This window comes from Corynebacterium sp. Z-1, from assembly GCF_031844665.1.
GTDB lineage: Bacteria > Actinomycetota > Actinomycetes > Mycobacteriales > Mycobacteriaceae > Corynebacterium > Corynebacterium sanguinis.
The window spans coordinates 450,740-468,509 of sequence record NZ_CP134621.1; the positions used below are offsets into that span (position 1 = coordinate 450,740).

At 63.8% G+C, this 17,770-nt stretch carries 15 protein-coding genes, 2 tRNA genes, 2 pseudogenes and 1 other annotated feature; of the genes and pseudogenes, 14 read left to right on the plus strand and 5 right to left on the minus strand.

The annotated features are described in order from the left end of the window. Positions 1-352: 352 nt before the first annotated feature. The 5 genes from dnaN (at position 353) to RIU96_RS02155 (ending at position 6,477) form a co-directional block, all read left to right on the plus strand. Positions 353-1,573, plus strand: coding sequence for a DNA polymerase III subunit beta (gene dnaN, locus RIU96_RS02135; protein ID WP_144740972.1), 1,221 nt, complete (start codon positions 353-355; stop codon positions 1,571-1,573). 4 nt (positions 1,574-1,577) lie between these two features. Then, on the plus strand, positions 1,578-2,762 hold the full coding sequence (gene recF, locus RIU96_RS02140) for a DNA replication/repair protein RecF (RefSeq protein WP_136652512.1): 1,185 nt from the start codon (positions 1,578-1,580) through the stop codon (positions 2,760-2,762). Then, positions 2,755-3,360 (plus strand): DciA family protein, encoded by a 606-nt coding sequence (locus tag RIU96_RS02145; RefSeq protein WP_136652511.1) that lies wholly within the window; start codon positions 2,755-2,757, stop codon positions 3,358-3,360. Before recF ends, RIU96_RS02145 begins: the two co-directional genes overlap by 8 nt. Positions 3,361-3,490: 130 nt before the next feature. After that, positions 3,491-5,548: a DNA topoisomerase (ATP-hydrolyzing) subunit B gene (gene gyrB / locus RIU96_RS02150; RefSeq protein ID WP_136652510.1), complete on the plus strand. Its 2,058-nt coding sequence runs from the start codon at positions 3,491-3,493 to the stop codon at positions 5,546-5,548. A gap of 71 nt (positions 5,549-5,619) precedes the next feature. Next, a complete protein-coding gene (locus tag RIU96_RS02155; RefSeq protein WP_136652523.1) occupies positions 5,620-6,477 on the plus strand; it encodes an alpha/beta fold hydrolase in 858 nt (285 codons plus the stop codon). Between the two features lie 3 nt (positions 6,478-6,480). Here the strand turns inward: RIU96_RS02155 and RIU96_RS02160 are convergent, their stop codons facing one another. The 5 genes from RIU96_RS02160 to RIU96_RS02180 all read right to left on the minus strand — a co-directional run bounded on the left by RIU96_RS02160 (position 6,481) and on the right by RIU96_RS02180 (position 9,563). Continuing rightward, positions 6,481-6,918, minus strand: a complete 438-nt coding sequence (locus RIU96_RS02160) for a DUF6918 family protein (RefSeq protein ID WP_136652509.1) — start codon at positions 6,916-6,918, stop codon at positions 6,481-6,483. 243 nt (positions 6,919-7,161) lie between these two features. Next, positions 7,162-8,415 (minus strand): DUF222 domain-containing protein, encoded by a 1,254-nt coding sequence (locus RIU96_RS02165; protein WP_311205083.1) that lies wholly within the window; start codon positions 8,413-8,415, stop codon positions 7,162-7,164. Positions 8,416-8,535: 120 nt separating this feature from the next. Continuing rightward, positions 8,536-8,847 (minus strand): hypothetical protein, encoded by a 312-nt coding sequence (locus RIU96_RS02170; RefSeq protein ID WP_136652507.1) that lies wholly within the window; start codon positions 8,845-8,847, stop codon positions 8,536-8,538. Positions 8,848-9,088: 241 nt separating this feature from the next. Continuing rightward, complete coding sequence (locus tag RIU96_RS02175; RefSeq protein ID WP_136652506.1) at positions 9,089-9,358, minus strand: TetR family transcriptional regulator; 270 nt, start codon at positions 9,356-9,358, stop codon at positions 9,089-9,091. Continuing rightward, positions 9,345-9,563, minus strand: a complete 219-nt coding sequence (locus RIU96_RS02180) for a CopG family transcriptional regulator (RefSeq protein ID WP_374058470.1) — start codon at positions 9,561-9,563, stop codon at positions 9,345-9,347. Before RIU96_RS02180 ends, RIU96_RS02175 begins: the two co-directional genes overlap by 14 nt. 56 nt (positions 9,564-9,619) lie before the next feature. Here RIU96_RS02180 and gyrA point away from each other — a divergent pair, with 56 nt between their 5' ends. The 9 genes and pseudogenes from gyrA (at position 9,620) to RIU96_RS02225 (ending at position 17,768) form a co-directional block, all read left to right on the plus strand. Further along, positions 9,620-12,259 carry a DNA gyrase subunit A gene (gyrA, locus tag RIU96_RS02185; protein WP_375543137.1) on the plus strand — a complete coding sequence of 880 codons (2,640 nt, stop codon included), beginning with the start codon at positions 9,620-9,622 and terminating at the stop codon, positions 12,257-12,259. Positions 12,260-12,262: 3 nt separating this feature from the next. Next, on the plus strand, positions 12,263-12,601 hold the full coding sequence (locus tag RIU96_RS02190; RefSeq protein WP_006839050.1) for a DUF3566 domain-containing protein: 339 nt from the start codon (positions 12,263-12,265) through the stop codon (positions 12,599-12,601). 124 nt (positions 12,602-12,725) lie between these two features. Continuing rightward, positions 12,726-12,799 (plus strand) — tRNA-Ile (locus RIU96_RS02195). A gap of 13 nt (positions 12,800-12,812) precedes the next feature. Beyond that, positions 12,813-12,885: transfer RNA gene (locus tag RIU96_RS02200), tRNA-Ala, on the plus strand. Positions 12,886-13,297: 412 nt separating this feature from the next. Further along, positions 13,298-14,532, plus strand: a protein-coding gene (locus RIU96_RS02205; RefSeq protein ID WP_144741768.1) for an IS3 family transposase whose coding sequence is annotated in 2 segments (ribosomal slippage) — positions 13,298-13,586 and positions 13,586-14,532 — 1,236 coding nt in all. Because the reading frame shifts where the segments join, the coding sequence is not laid out codon by codon here. A gap of 23 nt (positions 14,533-14,555) precedes the next feature. Then, positions 14,556-15,257 (plus strand): annotated as a pseudogene (locus RIU96_RS02210) (IS1249 family transposase); the annotation flags it as partial. A gap of 54 nt (positions 15,258-15,311) precedes the next feature. Then, the gene (locus RIU96_RS02215; RefSeq protein WP_006841315.1) at positions 15,312-15,644 is read left to right on the plus strand and encodes a transposase; all 333 of its coding nucleotides are present in this window, start codon (positions 15,312-15,314) and stop codon (positions 15,642-15,644) included. Continuing rightward, positions 15,602-15,733 (plus strand) — a sequence feature (AL1L pseudoknot). Its footprint overlaps the gene before it by 43 nt. After that, positions 15,647-16,264 (plus strand): annotated as a pseudogene (locus RIU96_RS02220) (DDE-type integrase/transposase/recombinase); the annotation flags it as partial. (Overlaps the previous feature by 87 nt.) 85 nt (positions 16,265-16,349) lie before the next feature. Further along, positions 16,350-17,768 (plus strand): IS30 family transposase, encoded by a 1,419-nt coding sequence (locus RIU96_RS02225; protein WP_136653470.1) that lies wholly within the window; start codon positions 16,350-16,352, stop codon positions 17,766-17,768. The last annotated feature ends 2 nt before the right edge of the window (positions 17,769-17,770 follow it).

Here is a 17,770-nt window from a genome sequence, read left to right on the forward strand (position 1 = left end):
CGAAAACGTGTGAAATCCCAGTGTGCAACGGGTGCAAACGTGTGGATGCTTTGCCCGCCCGAAAGGTTATCCACAAGGACCGCTTGTTGTCCACATCTTCTCCACAGCGATTGGCACAACCCGTTTTCCCGCCACGACCGGCGCGGACGGGCCCCGATCCACAGAGTGCACAGAACTTACTGCTACTACCAAACATTTCCTTTTGTAATTACTAGGGAGAAATGGGGATGTGGACAGCGCATCGTGGACGGAGTTTCTAAGACCAGGGTTTTAATGACAAAGAATGGGTGCCCGCCTAAGGTAGAGCGAAGTTACATGTAATTCGGGGGCCAACGCGCTAAGGAGTGCTGCCATGGATGACAATTCGATGGACGCCACCGCTGGCAACGCCAGCACGAATGTGTCATTTCGCGTCCAAAAGGAAGATCTCTCCGACGCCGTGGCCTGGGTCGCGCGCAGCTTGCCGACGAAGAACACGCAGCCGGTGCTGCGCGCCGTGGTGATCACCGCCGACGATTCAGGATTGAAATTCGCCGGATTCGACTACGAAGTTTCCTCCCGCGTCCGCATCGGCGCCGAGGTGTCCCAGCCCGGACGCGTGGCTGTCGCGGGCAAGCTCATGGCTGACATTGTCGCCAACATGCCGGCCAAGCCGATGGAGGTCTCCACCGACGGCTCGAAGATGCTGCTCCAGGGCGGCTCCGCCCGCTTCGAGCTGCCGCTGATGCCTCTCGACGACTACCCGCAGCTGCCGACGCTTCCCGAGGTCACAGGCCGGATCTCCCCGTCGGCATTTGTCGGGGCGGTCACCCAGGTGGCCTCGGCGGCCGGACGCGACGACACCCTGCCCATGCTCACCGGCGTGCACATGGAAATCACGGGCAACGCCGTGCAGCTCACGGCGACCGACCGCTTCCGCCTCGCTATTCGACGCCTCCAGTGGGAGCCCGCCTCCGACGATGTTGAAGCGAAGCTGCTGGTTCCGGCGAAAACCCTGTTGGACAACGCCCGCACCTTGGACACCCACGTTGAAGAACCCGTCGAGATCGCGGTCGGCGCCGCTGGCAACGTCGGAGGCGATGGCCTTTTCGGCCTGCACTCCGGCAACCGGGAAACCACAACCCGCATGCTCGATGCTGACTTCCCAAACATCCAGCCGCTGCTGCCGAAGACCCACACGTCGATGGCGAGCGTTGAAATCGCCCCGCTCGTCGAGGCGATCCGCCGCGTCAGCCTAGTCGCGGACCGCAACGCGCAGGTGCGCATGCACTTCCGCCACGGCGAGGTCACCCTGCATGCCTCCGGCGCGGATTCGGGCGAGGCGAGCGAAACTGTCGACGCCGCGTTCTCCGGCGCCGACGAGCTGCTCATCGCATTTAACTCCGGTTACCTCAAGGACGGCCTGGCCGTGATCGGCACCAACCGGGTCGTCTTCGGATTTACCGAGGCCTCGCGCCCGGCGATCATGATCCCGGAGCCCGAGGAGCTTCCGGAGGCAGAGGCCGACGGTACGTTCCCGACCCCGTCGACGGACTTCACCTACCTGCTGATGCCCGTGCGCCTGCCGGGTTAGGCCCGTGTACGTACGCGATCTCGACCTGCGCGACTTTCGCTCCTGGCCTGAACTCACCCTCACCCTTGAGCCGGGGGCGACGGTGTTTTCTGGGCGCAACGGCCACGGCAAAACGAATATCGTTGAGGCGCTGCACTACACCAGCACGCTCGGCAGCCATCGGGTGTCAACGGACGCCCCGCTAATCCGCTCCGGGTGCGGGGATGCCCGCGTGTCCGTCACCACCGTCAACGACGGCCGGGAGCTGACAACCCACCTGTTGATCAAGGTCAACGGAGCCAACCAGGCCCAAATCAACCGCACCAGGCTGAAATCGGCGCGAGAGGTGCTCGGTGTGTTGCGCACCGTGATGTTTTCGCCCGAAGACCTCAAGCTGGTAGCGGGCGAGCCTGCGGAGCGGCGCCGGTTCCTCGACGAGCTCGCGGCATCGCGCGCCCCGCGCCTCGGCGGGGCGAAGGCGGATTACGACAAGGTGCTGCGACAGCGCAACGCCTTGCTGCGCAGCTCCTCTCACGAGCTGCGCCGCGGCTACAGCGACGACACCGGCGCGAGCGCCCTGGCCACCCTGGACGTGTGGGATCTCCAGCTCGCGCGGCTCGGCGCGGAAGTCACCGCGGGCAGGCTTGAGCTTCTCGACGTCCTCACCCCGCACATCGCCGAGTCCTACGCGGCGGTCGCGCCCGAATCGCGCCCCGCATCCGTGTCCTATTCCTCTACCGTCGACGACGCGGTGCGCGCTCTTTCCGGCGAGCCCAGCCGCGAGCCGGGCGTTATCGAGGCCGCGATGCTCACCGAACTCGCGCGGCGGCGCAGGGAGGAAATCGAGCGCGCCACCACGCTTGTTGGCCCGCACCGCGACGACATGGTGCTCATGCTCGGAGACACCCCGGCCAAGGGTTACGCCAGCCACGGCGAGACCTGGTCCTACGCGCTTTCGCTGCACCTGGCCGAGTACGCGCTGCTCGCCTCCGAGGGCTCGCACCCCGTGCTTATCCTCGACGACGTGTTCGCCGAGCTGGATGCGCTTCGCCGCCAGCGCCTCGTCGCCGTGGCGCAAAGCGCCGAGCAGGTGTTGATCACCGCGGCGGTGGGTGACGATTTGCCCGACAACCTCGCCGACGCGGTGTCGGCCCGCTACCTTGTCACCATGAATGACGGGGTCTCAACACTGGAGGCCAGCGATGGCTGACCTCGTGAGCTCCACCTTTGAAACCCTGCGCGCCGCGGCTCGGCAGCGGGGCGGCAGTGTTCCTGACCTGCGGCGCCAGGGTCGGTCGGAGGTTCCGCGGCGGGCGCGCGTGGTGTCGTTGAGTGACGGCGTGGAGGGGGCGTCCATACGCGTGCCGGGCCTGAAACTGGACGACGCCGAGCGGAAAACCTGGTCAGGACCGGGAAGGCCCACCGGGCCGGACGGCCGGGCGCTGCCGCGCGGTGTACCGGTCAAGGGGTTCGGCTCGCTGGTTCGCACGGAGATCAAAAAGCGCGCCTGGACGGAGAAGATGGCGTTCGGCTGGGTGATGGGCAACTGGGCGGGCCTCGTCGGCGAGAAGATCGCCCAGCACACCGAAGTGCAAATGATCAAAGATGGCGAGGTGTTCATCAGCTGCGACCAGACGGCCTGGGCGACGGAGCTGAAGTACATGCAGGCCACGGTGCTGTCTGCGATTGCGGACAAGATCGGGCCCGGGGTGATTACGAAGCTGCACGTCTACCCGCCGAAAACCAAAAGTTGGCGCAAGGGACCGCTGCACGTCAAGGGCCGCGGTCCGCGCGACACGTACGGGTAAAAGGGGCGCACCCCGAAATTCGCGCGTGAAACGCCCTCTCGCAGGATTGGCTGGTGCGGGCAATTACCCCTACAGGGTGTAGGATTGGACGGGTTAAAACCCCCTTAGCGCGACAGGAGACTCCCACATCGTGGCTACCAACGAACCGCACTATGATGCGTCATCGATCACCATTCTCGAGGGGCTTGAAGCTGTACGCAAGCGCCCCGGAATGTACATCGGCTCCACCGGCGCACGCGGCCTCCACCACCTTGTTTGGGAAGTGGTGGACAACTCCGTCGACGAAGCCATGGCTGGTTACGCCGACCGCGTCGACGTTACCTTGCTTGCCGACGGCGGCATCCAGGTCGTCGACAACGGCCGCGGCATTCCGGTGGAGATGCACCCCTCCGGCGCGCCCACCGTCCAGGTCGTGATGACCCAGCTCCACGCCGGCGGCAAGTTCGACTCCGAGTCCTACGCCGTCTCCGGCGGCCTGCACGGCGTCGGCATCTCCGTGGTCAACGCGCTGTCCACCCGCGTCGAGGCCGACATCAAGCGCGACGGCAAGCACTGGTACCAAAACTTCAACGGTGCAGTCCCCGACGAGCTCGAGGAGGGCGGCAACGCCCGTGGCACCGGCACCACCATTCGCTTCTGGCCTGACGCTGAGATTTTCGAGACCGTCGAGTTCGATTACGACACCATCTCGCGTCGCCTGCAGGAAATGGCGTTTCTGAACAAGGGCCTGACGATCACGCTAAAGGACGAGCGTGTCACCGAGGAAGAGCTCGAGCTTGAGGCGATCGTCGAGGAAGGCGACACCGCAGCGCTTGTCGACGGCGATTCTTTTGACGACACCGTTGTCGAGGAATCCGGCAGCGACGAGGTCGCCCCGGCCGTGCAGAAGAAGCGCGAGAAGAAGGTCACCTACCACTACCCGAACGGGTTGATGGACTACGTCGACTACCTCAACAAGTCGAAGACCCCGATCCACCCCTCCGTGATCGGGTTCGAGGCCAAGGGCACTGACCACGAGGCGGAGGTGGCGATGCAGTGGAACAACGGCTTCAAGGAGTCCGTCCACACCTTCGCCAACACGATTAATACCCACGAGGGCGGCACGCACGAGGAGGGCTTCCGCGCCGCGCTGACTTCGATCATGAACCGCTACGCCCGCGAGCACAAGCTGCTGCGCGAGAAGGAACCGAACCTGACCGGCGAGGACTGCCGCGAGGGGTTGGCCGCGATCGTGTCCGTGCGCGTCGGCGACCCGCAGTTTGAGGGCCAGACCAAGACCAAGCTCGGCAACACCGAGATCAAGGGCTTCGTGCAGCGCGCCGTCAACGAGCACCTCTCCGACTGGTTCGACGCGAACCCGGCCGAAGCGAAGGTGATCATCAACAAGGCCGTGTCGTCTTCCCAGGCGCGCCAGGCCGCCCGCAAGGCTCGCGACCTCGTGCGCCGCAAGTCCGCCGGCGACATGGGCGGGCTGCCCGGCAAGCTCGCCGACTGCCGCTCGAAGGATCCGAAGGCTTCTGAGCTGTTCATCGTGGAGGGCGACTCCGCAGGCGGTTCCGCGAAGCAGGGCCGCGACTCGATGTACCAGGCAATCCTGCCGCTGCGCGGCAAGATCCTCAACGTGGAAAAGGCCCGCATGGACCGCGTGCTGAAAAACGCCGAGGTCCAGGCCATCATCACCGCGCTCGGCACCGGCATCCACGACGAGTTCGACATCTCGCGCCTGCGCTACCACAAGATCGTGCTCATGGCCGACGCCGACGTTGACGGCCAGCACATCGCCACCCTGCTGCTAACGCTGCTGTTCCGCTTCATGCCCGAGCTCATCGAGCAGGGCCACGTCTACCTGGCTAACCCGCCGTTGTACAAGCTGAAGTGGGCGAAGGGCGAGCCCGGGTACGCGTTCTCCGACCGCGAGCGCGACGCGCAGCTTGCCGAGGGCCGCGAGGCCGGTCGCAAGATCAACACCGATGACGGCATCCAGCGCTACAAGGGCCTGGGCGAGATGAACCCGAGCGAGCTGTGGGAAACCACGCTCGACCCGGAGTACCGCATCCTGCGGCGTGTCGACGTCGAGGACGCGCAGCACGCCGACGAGCTGTTTTCCATTCTCATGGGCGACGACGTCGCCGCGCGCCGGTCGTTTATCACCCGCAAGGCGAAAGACGTGCGCTTCCTCGACGTCTAAGCGTCGTCACGCGGGTGTGGATCCTGCTGGCCGATCGGCGCAGACAGGGCAGCGTTGTCTACACTTTTGCCATGGCAAACAACGTAGATATCACCCTTCCCGACAACTCGACGAGCACCGTTGCGCTGTACCCGGCGCCGAACAGCGGAAAGCCTCTCGTGGTTATCTGGCCAGGGTTCGGAATGGGCGCGCGTTACTACCGCCCCATCGCGGAGTGGCTGGCGGAGAGGGGTTTTCCCGCTGCTGTCGGTGAGCTTCGCGGGCAGGGAACGAGCACTGCGGTTGCGAGCCGGAGCCAATCGTGGAGCTACCACACCATGGCGACGGAGGATTACCCGCTGACAATCACGGCGGCAAAAGACAGCCTCGGCCTGCCCCACGACCACCCGGTGATTTTCTTGACCCACTCGATGGGTGGGCAGATTGGAACCCTGTTCTTCGCCAATAGTGTGGCACAGGAGCTCAACGTTTTAGGTCTGATGGGCGTGGGTACGGGCAGCCCGTACTACAAGACCTTCAACCCGGCGACCAAGCGCCGCCTCTTTATTGGCGCGAGGTTCATGGCCGCGGTGTCGCGCGTGTTGGGGTACTGGCCGGACGGTCGGCTCGACATCGCCGGCTACGGGCGTCAGTCGGGCAAGCACGTGGGGGAGTGGGCGAGGCTGTCGCGCACCAACTTGGTCGACCACATCGACGGCAACGACTACACGAGCGCGCTGCTCAATGTCACCGCGCCGGTGCTCTACACCCGGTTCAATAACGACGAGGACTGCACCATTGCGTCTGCCGAGGCGTTGGCCGAGCACATCCCGACGGCTCACCCCAAGGTCGAGGAGCTTCAGGGCGACCTCGGGCACAATCGTTGGGCGCGCGAGCCCGAGATCGTGGGCCGGCGGTTCATCCGGTTCTACGAGGAGAACTTCGCCTAAGCGCTACTTGGCGTGGCGCTCGATGATATCGCCGAACTCGGGCAGAGCGGGAGCGATGATCTTGCCGGCCTTGCCACGCAGGCTGGAGTACACCTTCTGCGCCGCCGCGGGGCCCTGCTGGGCGAAGCGGTCGCCGAGAGAGAGAACGTCGCGGGTGATCTCCTCTTCGCGCGAGGCGAGGTAGTTGCCAAACCCGGCTGAGTTCTCCGGGGTGTAGTCGTTCCAGTAGGGGGTGAGCGATTCGATGATGGAGGGCAGGGCGCGGTCGACGCCCTTGGAGATCGCATCGGCGTTCGCCTTCTTGATGCCCGCGGCGGCAGACTTGATCGCCATTCCGGTCAGGCCGGACTGGGAGTCGATGGTGCGGTTGGCCAGGTCGGTGAGTTCGTTGACCACGGTCGGTCGGGTCGTGTCGTCGAGGAGTTTTCTCAGATCGCTCATTTGAATGAGCTTAGACGGGTTGCGTCAAACTACAGCGGAAACAGGGTCGGCTGGGCAGGATTTACCCTGGTGGTGGGGCGTTTGTGGGCGCGGCGGCGGATCTTGGCGGCGGCACAGTTGTGGTACCCATGCGTTTCATTGGTGCGTGGCGGTGATCCGTCGGCGGGGTGGTGCTCAATCCGCCCGGTTTCGGGGTTGAGGTCCACGTATCCCTTATTTCCCGCCCCGTTTCGGGCATCGTTATTACATCGGTGGTGTTCTCGACAGAGCCCGGCGAGGTTTGCAATATCGGTCCAAACCGCCGTCTTTGTACGCCAGGATATGGTGCGCCTCCATCTCCATGGCGGCCTTGGTGCAGCCGGCCCACGCGCATACTCCCTGGATTGCGAGCAGGGCGAGCTTTTGGTGTACCGCTGCCAGCCGAGTCGACCCCATGGAGAGGGGAAGCCCGGTGACGTCGTCGAGCTGGAGGAGGAAGTCGGTGCCGCCGAGTCCGAGGCGGATGGCGTCGAGGGCGGTGAAGTCGGTGCCGGTGTTGGTGGGGAAGGTCGTGGAGTGGTTGGCGCCGAGCAGGTCGTCGAGGGTCAGGGAGAGCACGATCGAGCACACCCCGGCACCGCTTTTCGTCTTGCCGCTCTCGTACGCCCGCGCGATGGCCATGAGCTGGTCAAAACCGCGCTGGGCGCGCGTGCGGGTGTCCTCGGATGCGGGGGCGTAGGTGTTGGTGCCGGGCGCGTAACCGGGCTGGATCAGCGCCTTGAGCAGCGCGAGCTCGGCTGCTGGCCCGCTCACTATGAGGCGGGTCAGCCCGTCGCTGTCGGGGTGCCCAAAGGCGACCGAGCGCTTCTTCCAGGCGGCGAAGGGGTCGATCTGGCCGTCGTAGTCGCGCCCGGCTCGGTTGGCGCGGCGAACCTCGTCGCGCAGCCAGGTGCGAAGGTCTTCCGGGGTACGCTTCTTTGCCTCGGCGAGCGCTTTGTTATGCAGCTCGTCGAAGCCCGGGTTGGCGTGCTCGTTGAGGTTGCGCAGGCCGTAAGCGATGATCTTCTGCTTCTCGGCGTTGACGCGCGCAGCGTTGCGGCGGGCCTCGGCTCGGGCTTTCGCGGCTTCTGCTTTTCGATGCTCCTCCTCACGCGCCCGCTTCTCTTCCTGCTCTGGATCCGGGGCGGGCTCGCTCGGCGGCTCGGGCATCTCGGGCGGGCCGAAGAGGCGCCTGCCGCGGTGCAGTCGATCCATGGCTTCGCTGCGGGAAAGTCCGAGGACGTCGGTGAGGTATTGGGTGGCGTGGTTCGCGCCCACGGTAGATCCTGCACCGTCGCGCTCGGCGATGAACGCAAAGGAGGCATCGATGAGCGCGAGCTTTACCAGAGCGGTGTTCAGTCGCTCCATGTCGGCGTGGACGGCGGCGAAGGTGAGATTTTCGGGGGTCGAGAATGTGGCGGAGAGGGTGTCGGTGGCGTGGGCAATGGCGTCGATAAGCAGGGAAAGCTTGGTTCTCATGGCACCTCCTTTCGTGAGATGCCTTTACAGTAGAACACGGGTACGGCACCGCCCCGCAACTACTAGAACAAACGTTCGCAAAAACCCCAGAACCCACAAACCGGGTGCCGGGGCGAGGCGCTAGACCGCACGGCGGATCAGCGAGCTGGCTGCGCCAACGGGGTTGCTCGAGGTGACCAGCTGATACACGGAGGAAGCGGCGGTAAGCCCCTTGCCGCCGTAGATCGCGGTGCCGGCGAGGATCTTCAGGGCCTGCTCGGTCTCCTCGCGGGACACGGGGGAGAAGCCGGAGACGAAGTCGGTCACGTAGACGGGGATTGCGACGTTCGAAGACGGTGCGGGTGCGACGATCTGCGCGTTGGCGACAGCCGGCGTCGCGGCGACGAGGAGGGCGGAGGCGGATACGGCGGTGATGGCGTTGCGGATGTTCATGACGATTTCCGTTAGACGCTGTGGGGGTGGATTAGTTCCCGAGCAAATCATAAGGCCCCTCATAGTTCCCTGCTTTCTGTGAAGCATGGGGTGACAAGCACGACGCCCCCTTGGATGAAGGGGGCGTCGCGTGCAGGTTGCAGCTCTTCCGCCACAGCGCCCAGCGGAAATCACACAAGCAACTGCAGCCACAACAGTAACAAAATTAACATGCGTAACGCGGCGGCGCCAGCGCTACTCCTTAGTGTTGTTCCACCCAGTCCAAGTAGACCCGGTAGGCAACCTCGGCGAAGCCGTCGTTAGACCCGGTCAGGGGGTGCAAGCGCGAGATCGTGGCGCGAAGGGCCTCTGCGGCGGCGGGTGCCGAATCAAAAACCGGCACCCCGTGCACCCGCGCGCCCGGTACCGCGGCCGCAGCGCACAGGGCAGAAAACGACCGCACGCGCATGCCCGCCACCACGCAGTACTCGTCGGCAATGGCGAGGAGCTGCTCCGGGCTAAGGGGTCTCATCGCCGCGTGCCTGCCGGATCCGCGCCTCGGTCGCGGCGTAGGCCGCCGAATGGGTGCGTGCGAGGGCGGTGACGTGGGCGTCGTCAAGCAAGCGCGCAGCGGCGGTGACCACCGACCGCCGCGCCGCCTCCTGCTTCGAGCAACCCCACGCGGAGGCGAGGAGAACCAGCGCGTGATCCTCGTCTGTGGTGAGTCTAAGTGTCATAGCCATACCACTTTGATACCGCACGCCGGCGCCGAAAGCCCGCACAACGCGGTAGAATGCCCCGAGTAACCAAAGAGAAAGGTAAGCCTTTGAGCGACGACACCCTCACTGGTGACGGCTACGACCGCATCCAACCCATTGACATCAATGACGAGATGCAGACGAGCTACATCGACTACGCCATGAGCGTCATCGTCGGGCGCGCCCTGCCCGACGTGCGCGACGGTATGAAGCCCGTGCACCGGCGCGTGATCTACACCATGTACGACAGCGGCTACCGGCCCGAGCGCTCGTATGTGAAGTCCGCAAAGCCCGTCGGTGAGACGATGGCTAACCTTCACCCGCATGGCGACTCCGCGATCTACGACACCCTCGTGCGCATGGCCCAGCCGTGGTCGATGCGCTACCCGCTGATCGACGGCCAGGGCAACTTCGGCTCCCCGGGCAACGACGGACCCGCCGCGATGCGCTACACCGAGTGCAAGATGACGCCGCTGGCCATGGAGATGGTTCGCGACATCCGCGAAAACACGGTCGACTTCTCGCCGAACTACGACGGCAAGACCAAAGAGCCGGACATCTTGCCCTCCCGCGTGCCTAACCTGCTGATGAACGGCTCCGGTGGCATCGCCGTCGGCATGGCCACCAACATCCCGCCGCATAACCTGCGCGAGCTGGCGGAGGCCATCTATTGGATACTGGACAACCACACCGCGGACGAGAAGACCACCCTCGAGGCCGTGATGGAGCGCGTCAAGGGCCCCGATTTCCCCACCTCCGGCCTCATCGTCGGCGACACCGGGATCAAGGACGCCTACACCACCGGCCGCGGCTCGATCCGCATGCGTGGGGTCACCGAGATCGAGGAGATCGGCTCGCGCCAGGTCATCGTGATCACGGAGCTGCCGTACCAGGTCAACCCGGACAACTTCATCGCGAACATTGCTGACCACATCGCCAACGGCAAGCTGCCGGGCGCTTCGCGTATCGACGACGAGTCCTCCGACCGCGTGGGCATGCGCATCGTTGTCTCGCTGAAGCGCGACGCCGTGCCGCGCGTGGTGCTCAACAACCTGTACAAGCACTCGCAGCTGGAGACGAACTTCTCCGCGAACATGCTCTCCATCGTCGATGGCGTGCCGCGCACGCTGCGCCTCGACCAGATGCTGCGCTACTACGTCAAGCACCAGATCGAAGTCATCGTCAGGCGCACCCAGTACCGCCTCGACGAGGCCGAAAAGCGCGCCCACATCCTGCGCGGCCTGGTCAAGGCACTCGACATGCTCGACGAGGTCATCGCCCTGATCCGCCGCTCGCCGACTGTCGACGAGGCGCGCACGGGCCTGATTGAGCTTCTCGACGTCGACGAGATCCAGGCCAACGAAATCCTCTCCATGCAGCTGCGCCGCCTCGCCGCGCTCGAGCGCCAGAAAATTGTCGACGACCTCGCCGAGATCGAACGCCAGATTGCCGACCTGAAGGACATCCTGGCCAGCCCCGAACGCCAGCGCGCAATCGTGGGCGACGAACTCGCCGAGATTGTCGAACGCTACGGCGACGACCGCCGCACCCGCCTTATCGCCGCCACCGGCGACGTCTCCGAGGAAGACCTGATCGCCCGCGAGAACGTCGTGGTCACGATCACCTCCACCGGCTACGCCAAGCGCACCAAGGTCGACGCGTACAAGGCGCAGAAGCGCGGAGGCAAGGGCGTGCGCGGCGCCGAGCTGAAGCAGGACGATGTGGTGAAGAACTTCTTCATCTGCTCCACCCACGACTGGATCCTCTTCTTCACCAACTTCGGCCGCGTCTACCGCCTCAAGGCCTATGAACTGCCGGAGGCGGGGCGCACCGCGCGCGGCCAACACGTGGCTAACCTGCTGGAGTTCCAGCCGGAGGAGCGCATCGCCCAGGTGATCCAGATTCACTCCTACGAAGACGCTCCCTACCTGGTGCTGGCCACCCGCGAAGGTCGCGTGAAGAAGTCGCGCCTGACCGACTACGAGTCCGCACGCTCCGCAGGACTGATTGCGATCAACCTCAACGAGGGCGACCAGCTCATCGGCGCTGCGCTGGCGTCGGACGAGGACGACGTCCTGCTCGTCTCGGAGCAGGGCCAGGCGATCCGCTTCACCGCCGACGACGAGCAGCTGCGCCCGATGGGCCGCGCCACCGCCGGTGTCAAGGGCATGCGCTTCCGCGGCGACGACCAGCTGCTCGCCATGACGGTCGTGCACGACAACGACTTCCTGCTCGTGGCCACCTCCGGCGGCTACGGAAAGCGCACCGCGATCGGTGAGTACGCCACCCAGGGTCGCGGCGGCTTGGGCGTGATGACGTTCAAGTACACCCCGAAGCGCGGCAAGCTGATCGGCGCGCTGGCCGTGGAGGAGGAAGACCAGATCTTCGCCATCACCTCCGCCGGCGGTGTGATCCGCACCGAGGTCGCCCAGATCCGCCCGAGCTCGCGCGCCACGATGGGCGTGCGCCTCGTGGACCTGGGTGAAGACGTTGAGCTCCTCGCCATCGACAAGAACGTCGAAGACGAGGGCGAAGAGGAAGCGACCGCCGTGGCAAAGGGTGAAAAGACCCTCGCCGAGGCCCAGGAAGTGACCTCCAGCGGCGCCCCGGTCAACGTCAACAGTGTGGAGACGGACCCCGTCGGCCCGACTCACGATTACGAAGATGAGGAGTAATCCATGGCCGCGCGAAAATTGACCGTGTCCCACATCAACCCCGCCTCGGCGTTCAAGGTCGCGTCTCTCATGGCGCTGGCGGGGTTTGTCGCCTGGATGATCGGCGTGGCGCTGGTCTACTTCTTCCTCGCTCAAACGGGCGTTGTCGAATCGGTGAACTCGCTGATCGCGGGCGTCGGCGGTGAGCCCGTCGTGGATGCGGCGCTCGCGCTCTCCACCGCCGCCCTGTTCGGGCTAGTCGGCGTCGTGGTCGCCGCGGTGCTCGCGCCGCTGGCGGCGGTGATCTACAACGCGATCGCCAACCTCACCGGCGGGATCACGGTCACACTGACTAACCGCTAGCTCGCTTATCGACGCTCAACCCAGCGTGGCGCCAAAAGTAACGGGGAAACGGTGGCAAGAGCGTCGATAAGCAGGCGATTTGTTGTTCGCGATACCGGTTGGGTAATGTTCTAACTCGTTCCCAGGGCCTATAGCTCAGTCGGTTAGAGCGCATCGCTGATAACGATGAGGTCGCAAGTTCGATTCTTGCTAGGCCCACAGGAACAAAAAAGGGGCATTAGCTCAGTTGGTAGAGCACCTGCTTTGCAAGCAGGATGTCAGGAGTTCGATTCTCCTATGCTCCACAGGGAACAAAACCGCTGGTCAGCAAAGACCAGCGGTTTTTCCGTATTTACCCTGGTTGGAACGGTGATACCCTCTTGCCCCAAGCGGTCACATTCGGGGGTTAAGGGTCAAAAAGTGTGTCCGGAATCGCCGATTTTCGGTGGTTGACCTGTAGGTTTCAGGAAAGTATATGCTCCGGAAGCATATATCCGGCCTCAGGCCGGGACATCCACGGTGTGGCAGCCGTGATGTGCTATGCGCGACGTGGTGTGGTGTCGCAATGTCAAAGAACCAACCACGCTGCCACTGCGGCGCAGTGATGAAACGCAACGGCACCACCAGCAAAGGCACCACCAGGTGGCGCTGCAAACAATGCGGCGCTGAAGTGCCCCAGGTTTTGTTCCGTTTGAGTAGATGGGAAAATCTTCGAACATGCCGAAGAAGTTTGATCAGGAGGCGAAGGACCGAGTCGTCCGCTTGGTAGAAGATCGCATTCTGGCGGAGAATATTTCGACGCAGGAAGCATGCAAGATCGTGGCACCCAAACTGGGCGTTTCGTGGCACACAGCGAGGCAATGGACGCAGGCCGCTCGACGTGAGGGACGCGTTACTGAACGGTTGCCTGAGGACCTTGTGGCAGAGGTCGCCAAGCTGCGTCGAGAAAATCAAGAGCTGCGGGACACCAACGAGTTGTTGAAGGCCGCTTCGGCTTTTTTCGCGTCGGAACTCGACCCGAAACGTCGGAAATGATCCGGTTCATTGATGAGTATCGGAATCGTTTCTCAGTCGAGTTCATCTGCCAGACGTTAAACATCCACCGTGAAGGCGGCTTCCTTACTTCGCGTGGGTACCGCCAGTCTAAAGCCCGGGGCTTAAGCTCCCGCAGTCTTCGCGACGCTGCTCTCGTGGAGCATATTCGCGACGTTCATGCTGAAAATTACGGCGTCTACGGCGTGCGGAAGATGTGGCGCGTGCTGCAACGCCAGGGCATTGACATTGGACGCGAGCAAACAGCCCGGCTGATGCGCAGCGCTGGTCTGTCCGGCAAGGGCAAAGGCAGAGCACCAATCACGACGCGTAAGCCCAAGGGCCCGGATCTTCGCCCAGACTTGGTAAATCGTGAGTTTAGGGCTCCTGGCCCTAATCGGCTGTGGGTGGCGGACATTACTTATGTGCGCACCAGGAAAGGGTTCGTGTACACCGCGTTCGTGACCGATGTATTCTCCCGGAGGATTGTCGGGTGGGCGCTGTCGGATTCGATGCGCACCGAAGCCTTGCCGCTGCAGGCGCTCAATCAGGCGATCGTGTGCGCCAAGGAAACAACGGGCTTGATTCACCATTCAGACCACGGCTCACAATATGTGAGCATCGTCTACAACGAGCGCCTGGCTGAGCACGGAATTACTGCGTCTACCGGCACTGTTGGTGATTCCTACGACAATGCTTTGGCTGAGAATGTCAACGGCTCCTACAAGAACGAACTGATCCATAGGCGCTCGTGGGCCGACGTGGTCGACGTGGAAATCGCCACGTTCGAGTGGGTTAACTGGTGGAACGAATCACGGCTCCACCAGAGCTTGGACTACCGCACCCCGGCTGAAGTCGAAGCCGAATTTTGGGAACACCACCCCAGTCGAGAAATAATGGAAATCAAGGCAAATGCCTAGGAACAAAACCCGGGGCACTTCACGCCTCCAGCGTCAAACGTCGAAACGACATCACCAACGCGGCAGTGTTCACCCAGTTCATCGAGCATTGCACCACCGCAATCTCACTGGACGACCTAGCCAAACGAAACGGCGTCAGCCGCGCCACAATGAAGCGGCGCTTCAAGTGGTGCTGGCTCGCTGATGTGCCTGACCCCACCGCCGGCCACGACAAGAGGATCTACGACCAGATCTTCCTCGACGGCACCTACACCGCCGGCGGCTGTCTGATCGTCGCGGCGACGATCGACCACGTGATTGCCTGGCACTGGTGTAAACACGAAACCACGCGCGACTACCAACGACTTCTCGAGCGCATCGAAGCCCCACTTATCGCCGTTATCGATGGCGGCCAGGGAGCCTACAGCGCAATCAAGAAGTGCTGGCCGACTACGAAAATTCAACGCTGCCTCGTCCACGCCCAACGCGTTGTACGCCGCTACACCACCACCAACCCACGCACCGATGCCGGACGCACCATCTATCGACTTGCGCTGAAGCTAACCCGGATCACCACCCTGGACGAGGCAGCGCAATGGGGTGCGCAACTGCACGAATTCTCCACGATCTACCGGTCATGGATGGACGAGAAAACCTTGATCAAAGACCTTAAAACCGGTGCATGGACCCGCGTGTGGACCCACCCCAACGTGCGCAAGGCCTACAACAGCCTCAACCACCTCTTCTGAGGCGGCCTGGGTTGGTCGGAGACTAGGTTTTACCCTAGGAGGAAGATCAGCATGGCACGACCCAGTCAGTACGACGCAGCCACGCAGGAGCGCGCGGTGCGCATGTACTTCGAGCGCCTCGAGGAAGGCGACATCTCCAAGGCGGGCGCCCGCCGGGAGATCGGTGAACTTCTCGGTGTGAAGGAATCCACCCTGCGCAACTGGATCCGCAAACAGGAAAAGCAGGCCGAAGCTCCTGAGCCCGGTTCCCTGTCCTACCAGCAACTCCAGGCCGCCTACGACGAGCAGGCCAAGGAAGTGGCCAAGCTGCGACGCGCCAATGAGATTTTGAAAACGGCGTCGGCTTTTTTCGCCCAGGCGGAGCTCGACCGCAAACTTCGGTAATCGTGGAGTTCATCCGCACCTACCGCCACCGCTTCGGGGTCGAGTCAATCTGCAAAACCTTGACTGCCCATGGCATCGCGATTGCCCCAAGCACCTTTTACGACCATCAGGCCCGCGGCTTCGGCCCCTCGGACGCTGAACTCGACGAGGCCTATGCCGCCCACCGCATCTACCGGTTGTGGGAGGCCAACCGCAAGGTCTACGGCCGGCGCAAACTCTGGAAGTCCGCCATCCGTGACGGCATGACTGTTGGCCGTGACCAGGTCGAACGACTGATGAAGATCACCGGAATCAAAGGCGTGTCACGAGGGATGCACCGCAAGAAGACCACCGTGGCCACCCCGGCCCACCGCCGGCACCCGGACCTGATCAACCGGCGGTGGGCGTATCCGTCGCACCCGGATCAGTGGTGGATCGCGGACTTCACCTACGTCTGGACCCGGGAGGGCTTCTGCTACGTCGCCTTCATTGTCGACGCCTATTCGCGAATGATCCTCGGCTGGGTGGTCACCACGGTCATGGACACCCGGATGGTGCTCATGGCCCTGGAGCACGCCCTGTTTTCCCGTCGGCGCACGAGGATGGACTTCACCGCCACCGGCATCGTCCACCACTCGGACGCGGGAGCCCAGGGCGGATTCAACTGGTCGTCGCAACACCTTGAGGTGAGAAAGGTGTTCAAGGATGGCGACCAAGGACTGGAGCATGAAGACCAGCGAGGTCCCGGAGGGGATGCGGCGGCAGTGGCGCGCGGACCGGGCGTTGCGGCCAGCAATGCGCTCTCCGGGCAGACCGCAGCCATCGAGGGCGGTGCAGCGACAATTCTGGCGCCTGATCGCGGCCGGGGTCACGACAGCGGAGGCAGCGCTGGCGGTGGGGGTGTCGGTGCCGGTCGGATCACGGTGGTTCCGTCACGCTGGCGGTATGCCACCGCTGACGTTGACGGAGCCAACTGGTCGTTATCTCAGTTTCGAGGAGCGAGAGGAGATCGCGATCTTGCGTGCTCAGGGACGCGGTGTCCGGTCGATCGCGCGTACCCTTGGGCGGGATCCGGGCACGATCAGTCGGGAGTTGCGCCGCAACGCTGCTACCCGCAGCGGGAAGCTGGAGTATCGCGCCACGGTGGCCCAATGGAAAGCCCAAGAGGCCGCGAAACGACCCAAGACCGCGAAGCTGGTGGCCAACCTGCGGCTTCGCGACTATGTCCAGGACAGACTCTCTGGGAAGGTCACTGGCCCGGACGGGACGCCGGTGGAAGGGCCGGTCACGCCGACGTGGAAGGGGTTGAACAAGCCTCGTCGGCAAGATCGACGGTGGGCCACCAGTTGGAGCCCGGAGCAGATCAGTCACCGCTTGAAGCTGGATTTCCCTGATGATGAGTCAATGCGTATCAGTCATGAGGCGATCTACCAGGCGTTGTTCATCGAAGGCCGCGGCGCGCTGAAGCGTGAGCTGGTGGCTTGCCTGCGAACGGGCAGGGCGTTGCGACAGCCCCGTGAGCGTTCCCGGAACAAACCCGGCGGTCATGTCGGCGCCGAGGTCGTGATCAGCCAACGCCCCGCAGAAGCCGCTGATCGCGCTGTTCCAGGACACTGGGAAGGTGACCTGGTCATCGGGACCGGCCGCTCTGCGATCGGGACCTTGGTCGAGCGTCGCAGCCGCGCGACGATCCTGGTCCGCTTGCCCCGCCTCGACGGCTGGGGCGAGCACCCTCCGGTCAAGAACGGCCCCGCGCTGGGCGGCTACGGTGCAGTCGCGATGAACGCGGCTCTGGCCGCTGCGATCACGACCCTGCCCCAGCAGTTACGCAAGACGATCACCTGGGACCGCGGCAAGGAACTATCAGGACATGCCGCGTTCACTCTTGAGACTGGCACCAAGGTGTTCTTCGCTGATCCGCACTCCCCGTGGCAACGGCCCACCAACGAGAACACCAACGGCCTGCTACGTCAGTACTTCCCCAAGGGCACCGACCTGTCCCGCTGGAGCGCAGACGACCTCGAAGCGGTGGCCCACACCCTCAACAACAGACCCCGCAAGACCCTCGGCTGGAAGACCCCCGCCGAAGTCTTCGGTGAAGCACTACAATCCCTGAAACAGGCCGGTGTTGCAACCACCGGTTGAAC

Coding starts and splice junctions, on each gene's coding strand:
- RIU96_RS02215 (WP_006841315.1), top strand. CDS start 15,312: ATGGCACGACCCAGTCAGTACGACGCAGCCACGCAGGAGCGCGCGGTG.
- RIU96_RS02165 (WP_311205083.1), bottom strand. CDS start 8,415: ATGAGAACCAAGCTTTCCCTGCTTATCGACGCCATTGCCCACGCCACC.
- RIU96_RS02175 (WP_136652506.1), bottom strand. CDS start 9,358: ATGAGACCCCTTAGCCCGGAGCAGCTCCTCGCCATTGCCGACGAGTAC.
- RIU96_RS02170 (WP_136652507.1), bottom strand. CDS start 8,847: ATGAACATCCGCAACGCCATCACCGCCGTATCCGCCTCCGCCCTCCTC.
- RIU96_RS02180 (WP_374058470.1), bottom strand. CDS start 9,563: ATGACACTTAGACTCACCACAGACGAGGATCACGCGCTGGTTCTCCTC.
- RIU96_RS02225 (WP_136653470.1), top strand. CDS start 16,350: ATGAAGACCAGCGAGGTCCCGGAGGGGATGCGGCGGCAGTGGCGCGCG.
- RIU96_RS02190 (WP_006839050.1), top strand. CDS start 12,263: ATGGCCGCGCGAAAATTGACCGTGTCCCACATCAACCCCGCCTCGGCG.
- gyrA (WP_375543137.1), top strand. CDS start 9,620: ATGCCCCGAGTAACCAAAGAGAAAGGTAAGCCTTTGAGCGACGACACC.
- dnaN (WP_144740972.1), top strand. CDS start 353: ATGGATGACAATTCGATGGACGCCACCGCTGGCAACGCCAGCACGAAT.
- RIU96_RS02145 (WP_136652511.1), top strand. CDS start 2,755: ATGGCTGACCTCGTGAGCTCCACCTTTGAAACCCTGCGCGCCGCGGCT.
- RIU96_RS02155 (WP_136652523.1), top strand. CDS start 5,620: ATGGCAAACAACGTAGATATCACCCTTCCCGACAACTCGACGAGCACC.
- RIU96_RS02160 (WP_136652509.1), bottom strand. CDS start 6,918: ATGAGCGATCTGAGAAAACTCCTCGACGACACGACCCGACCGACCGTG.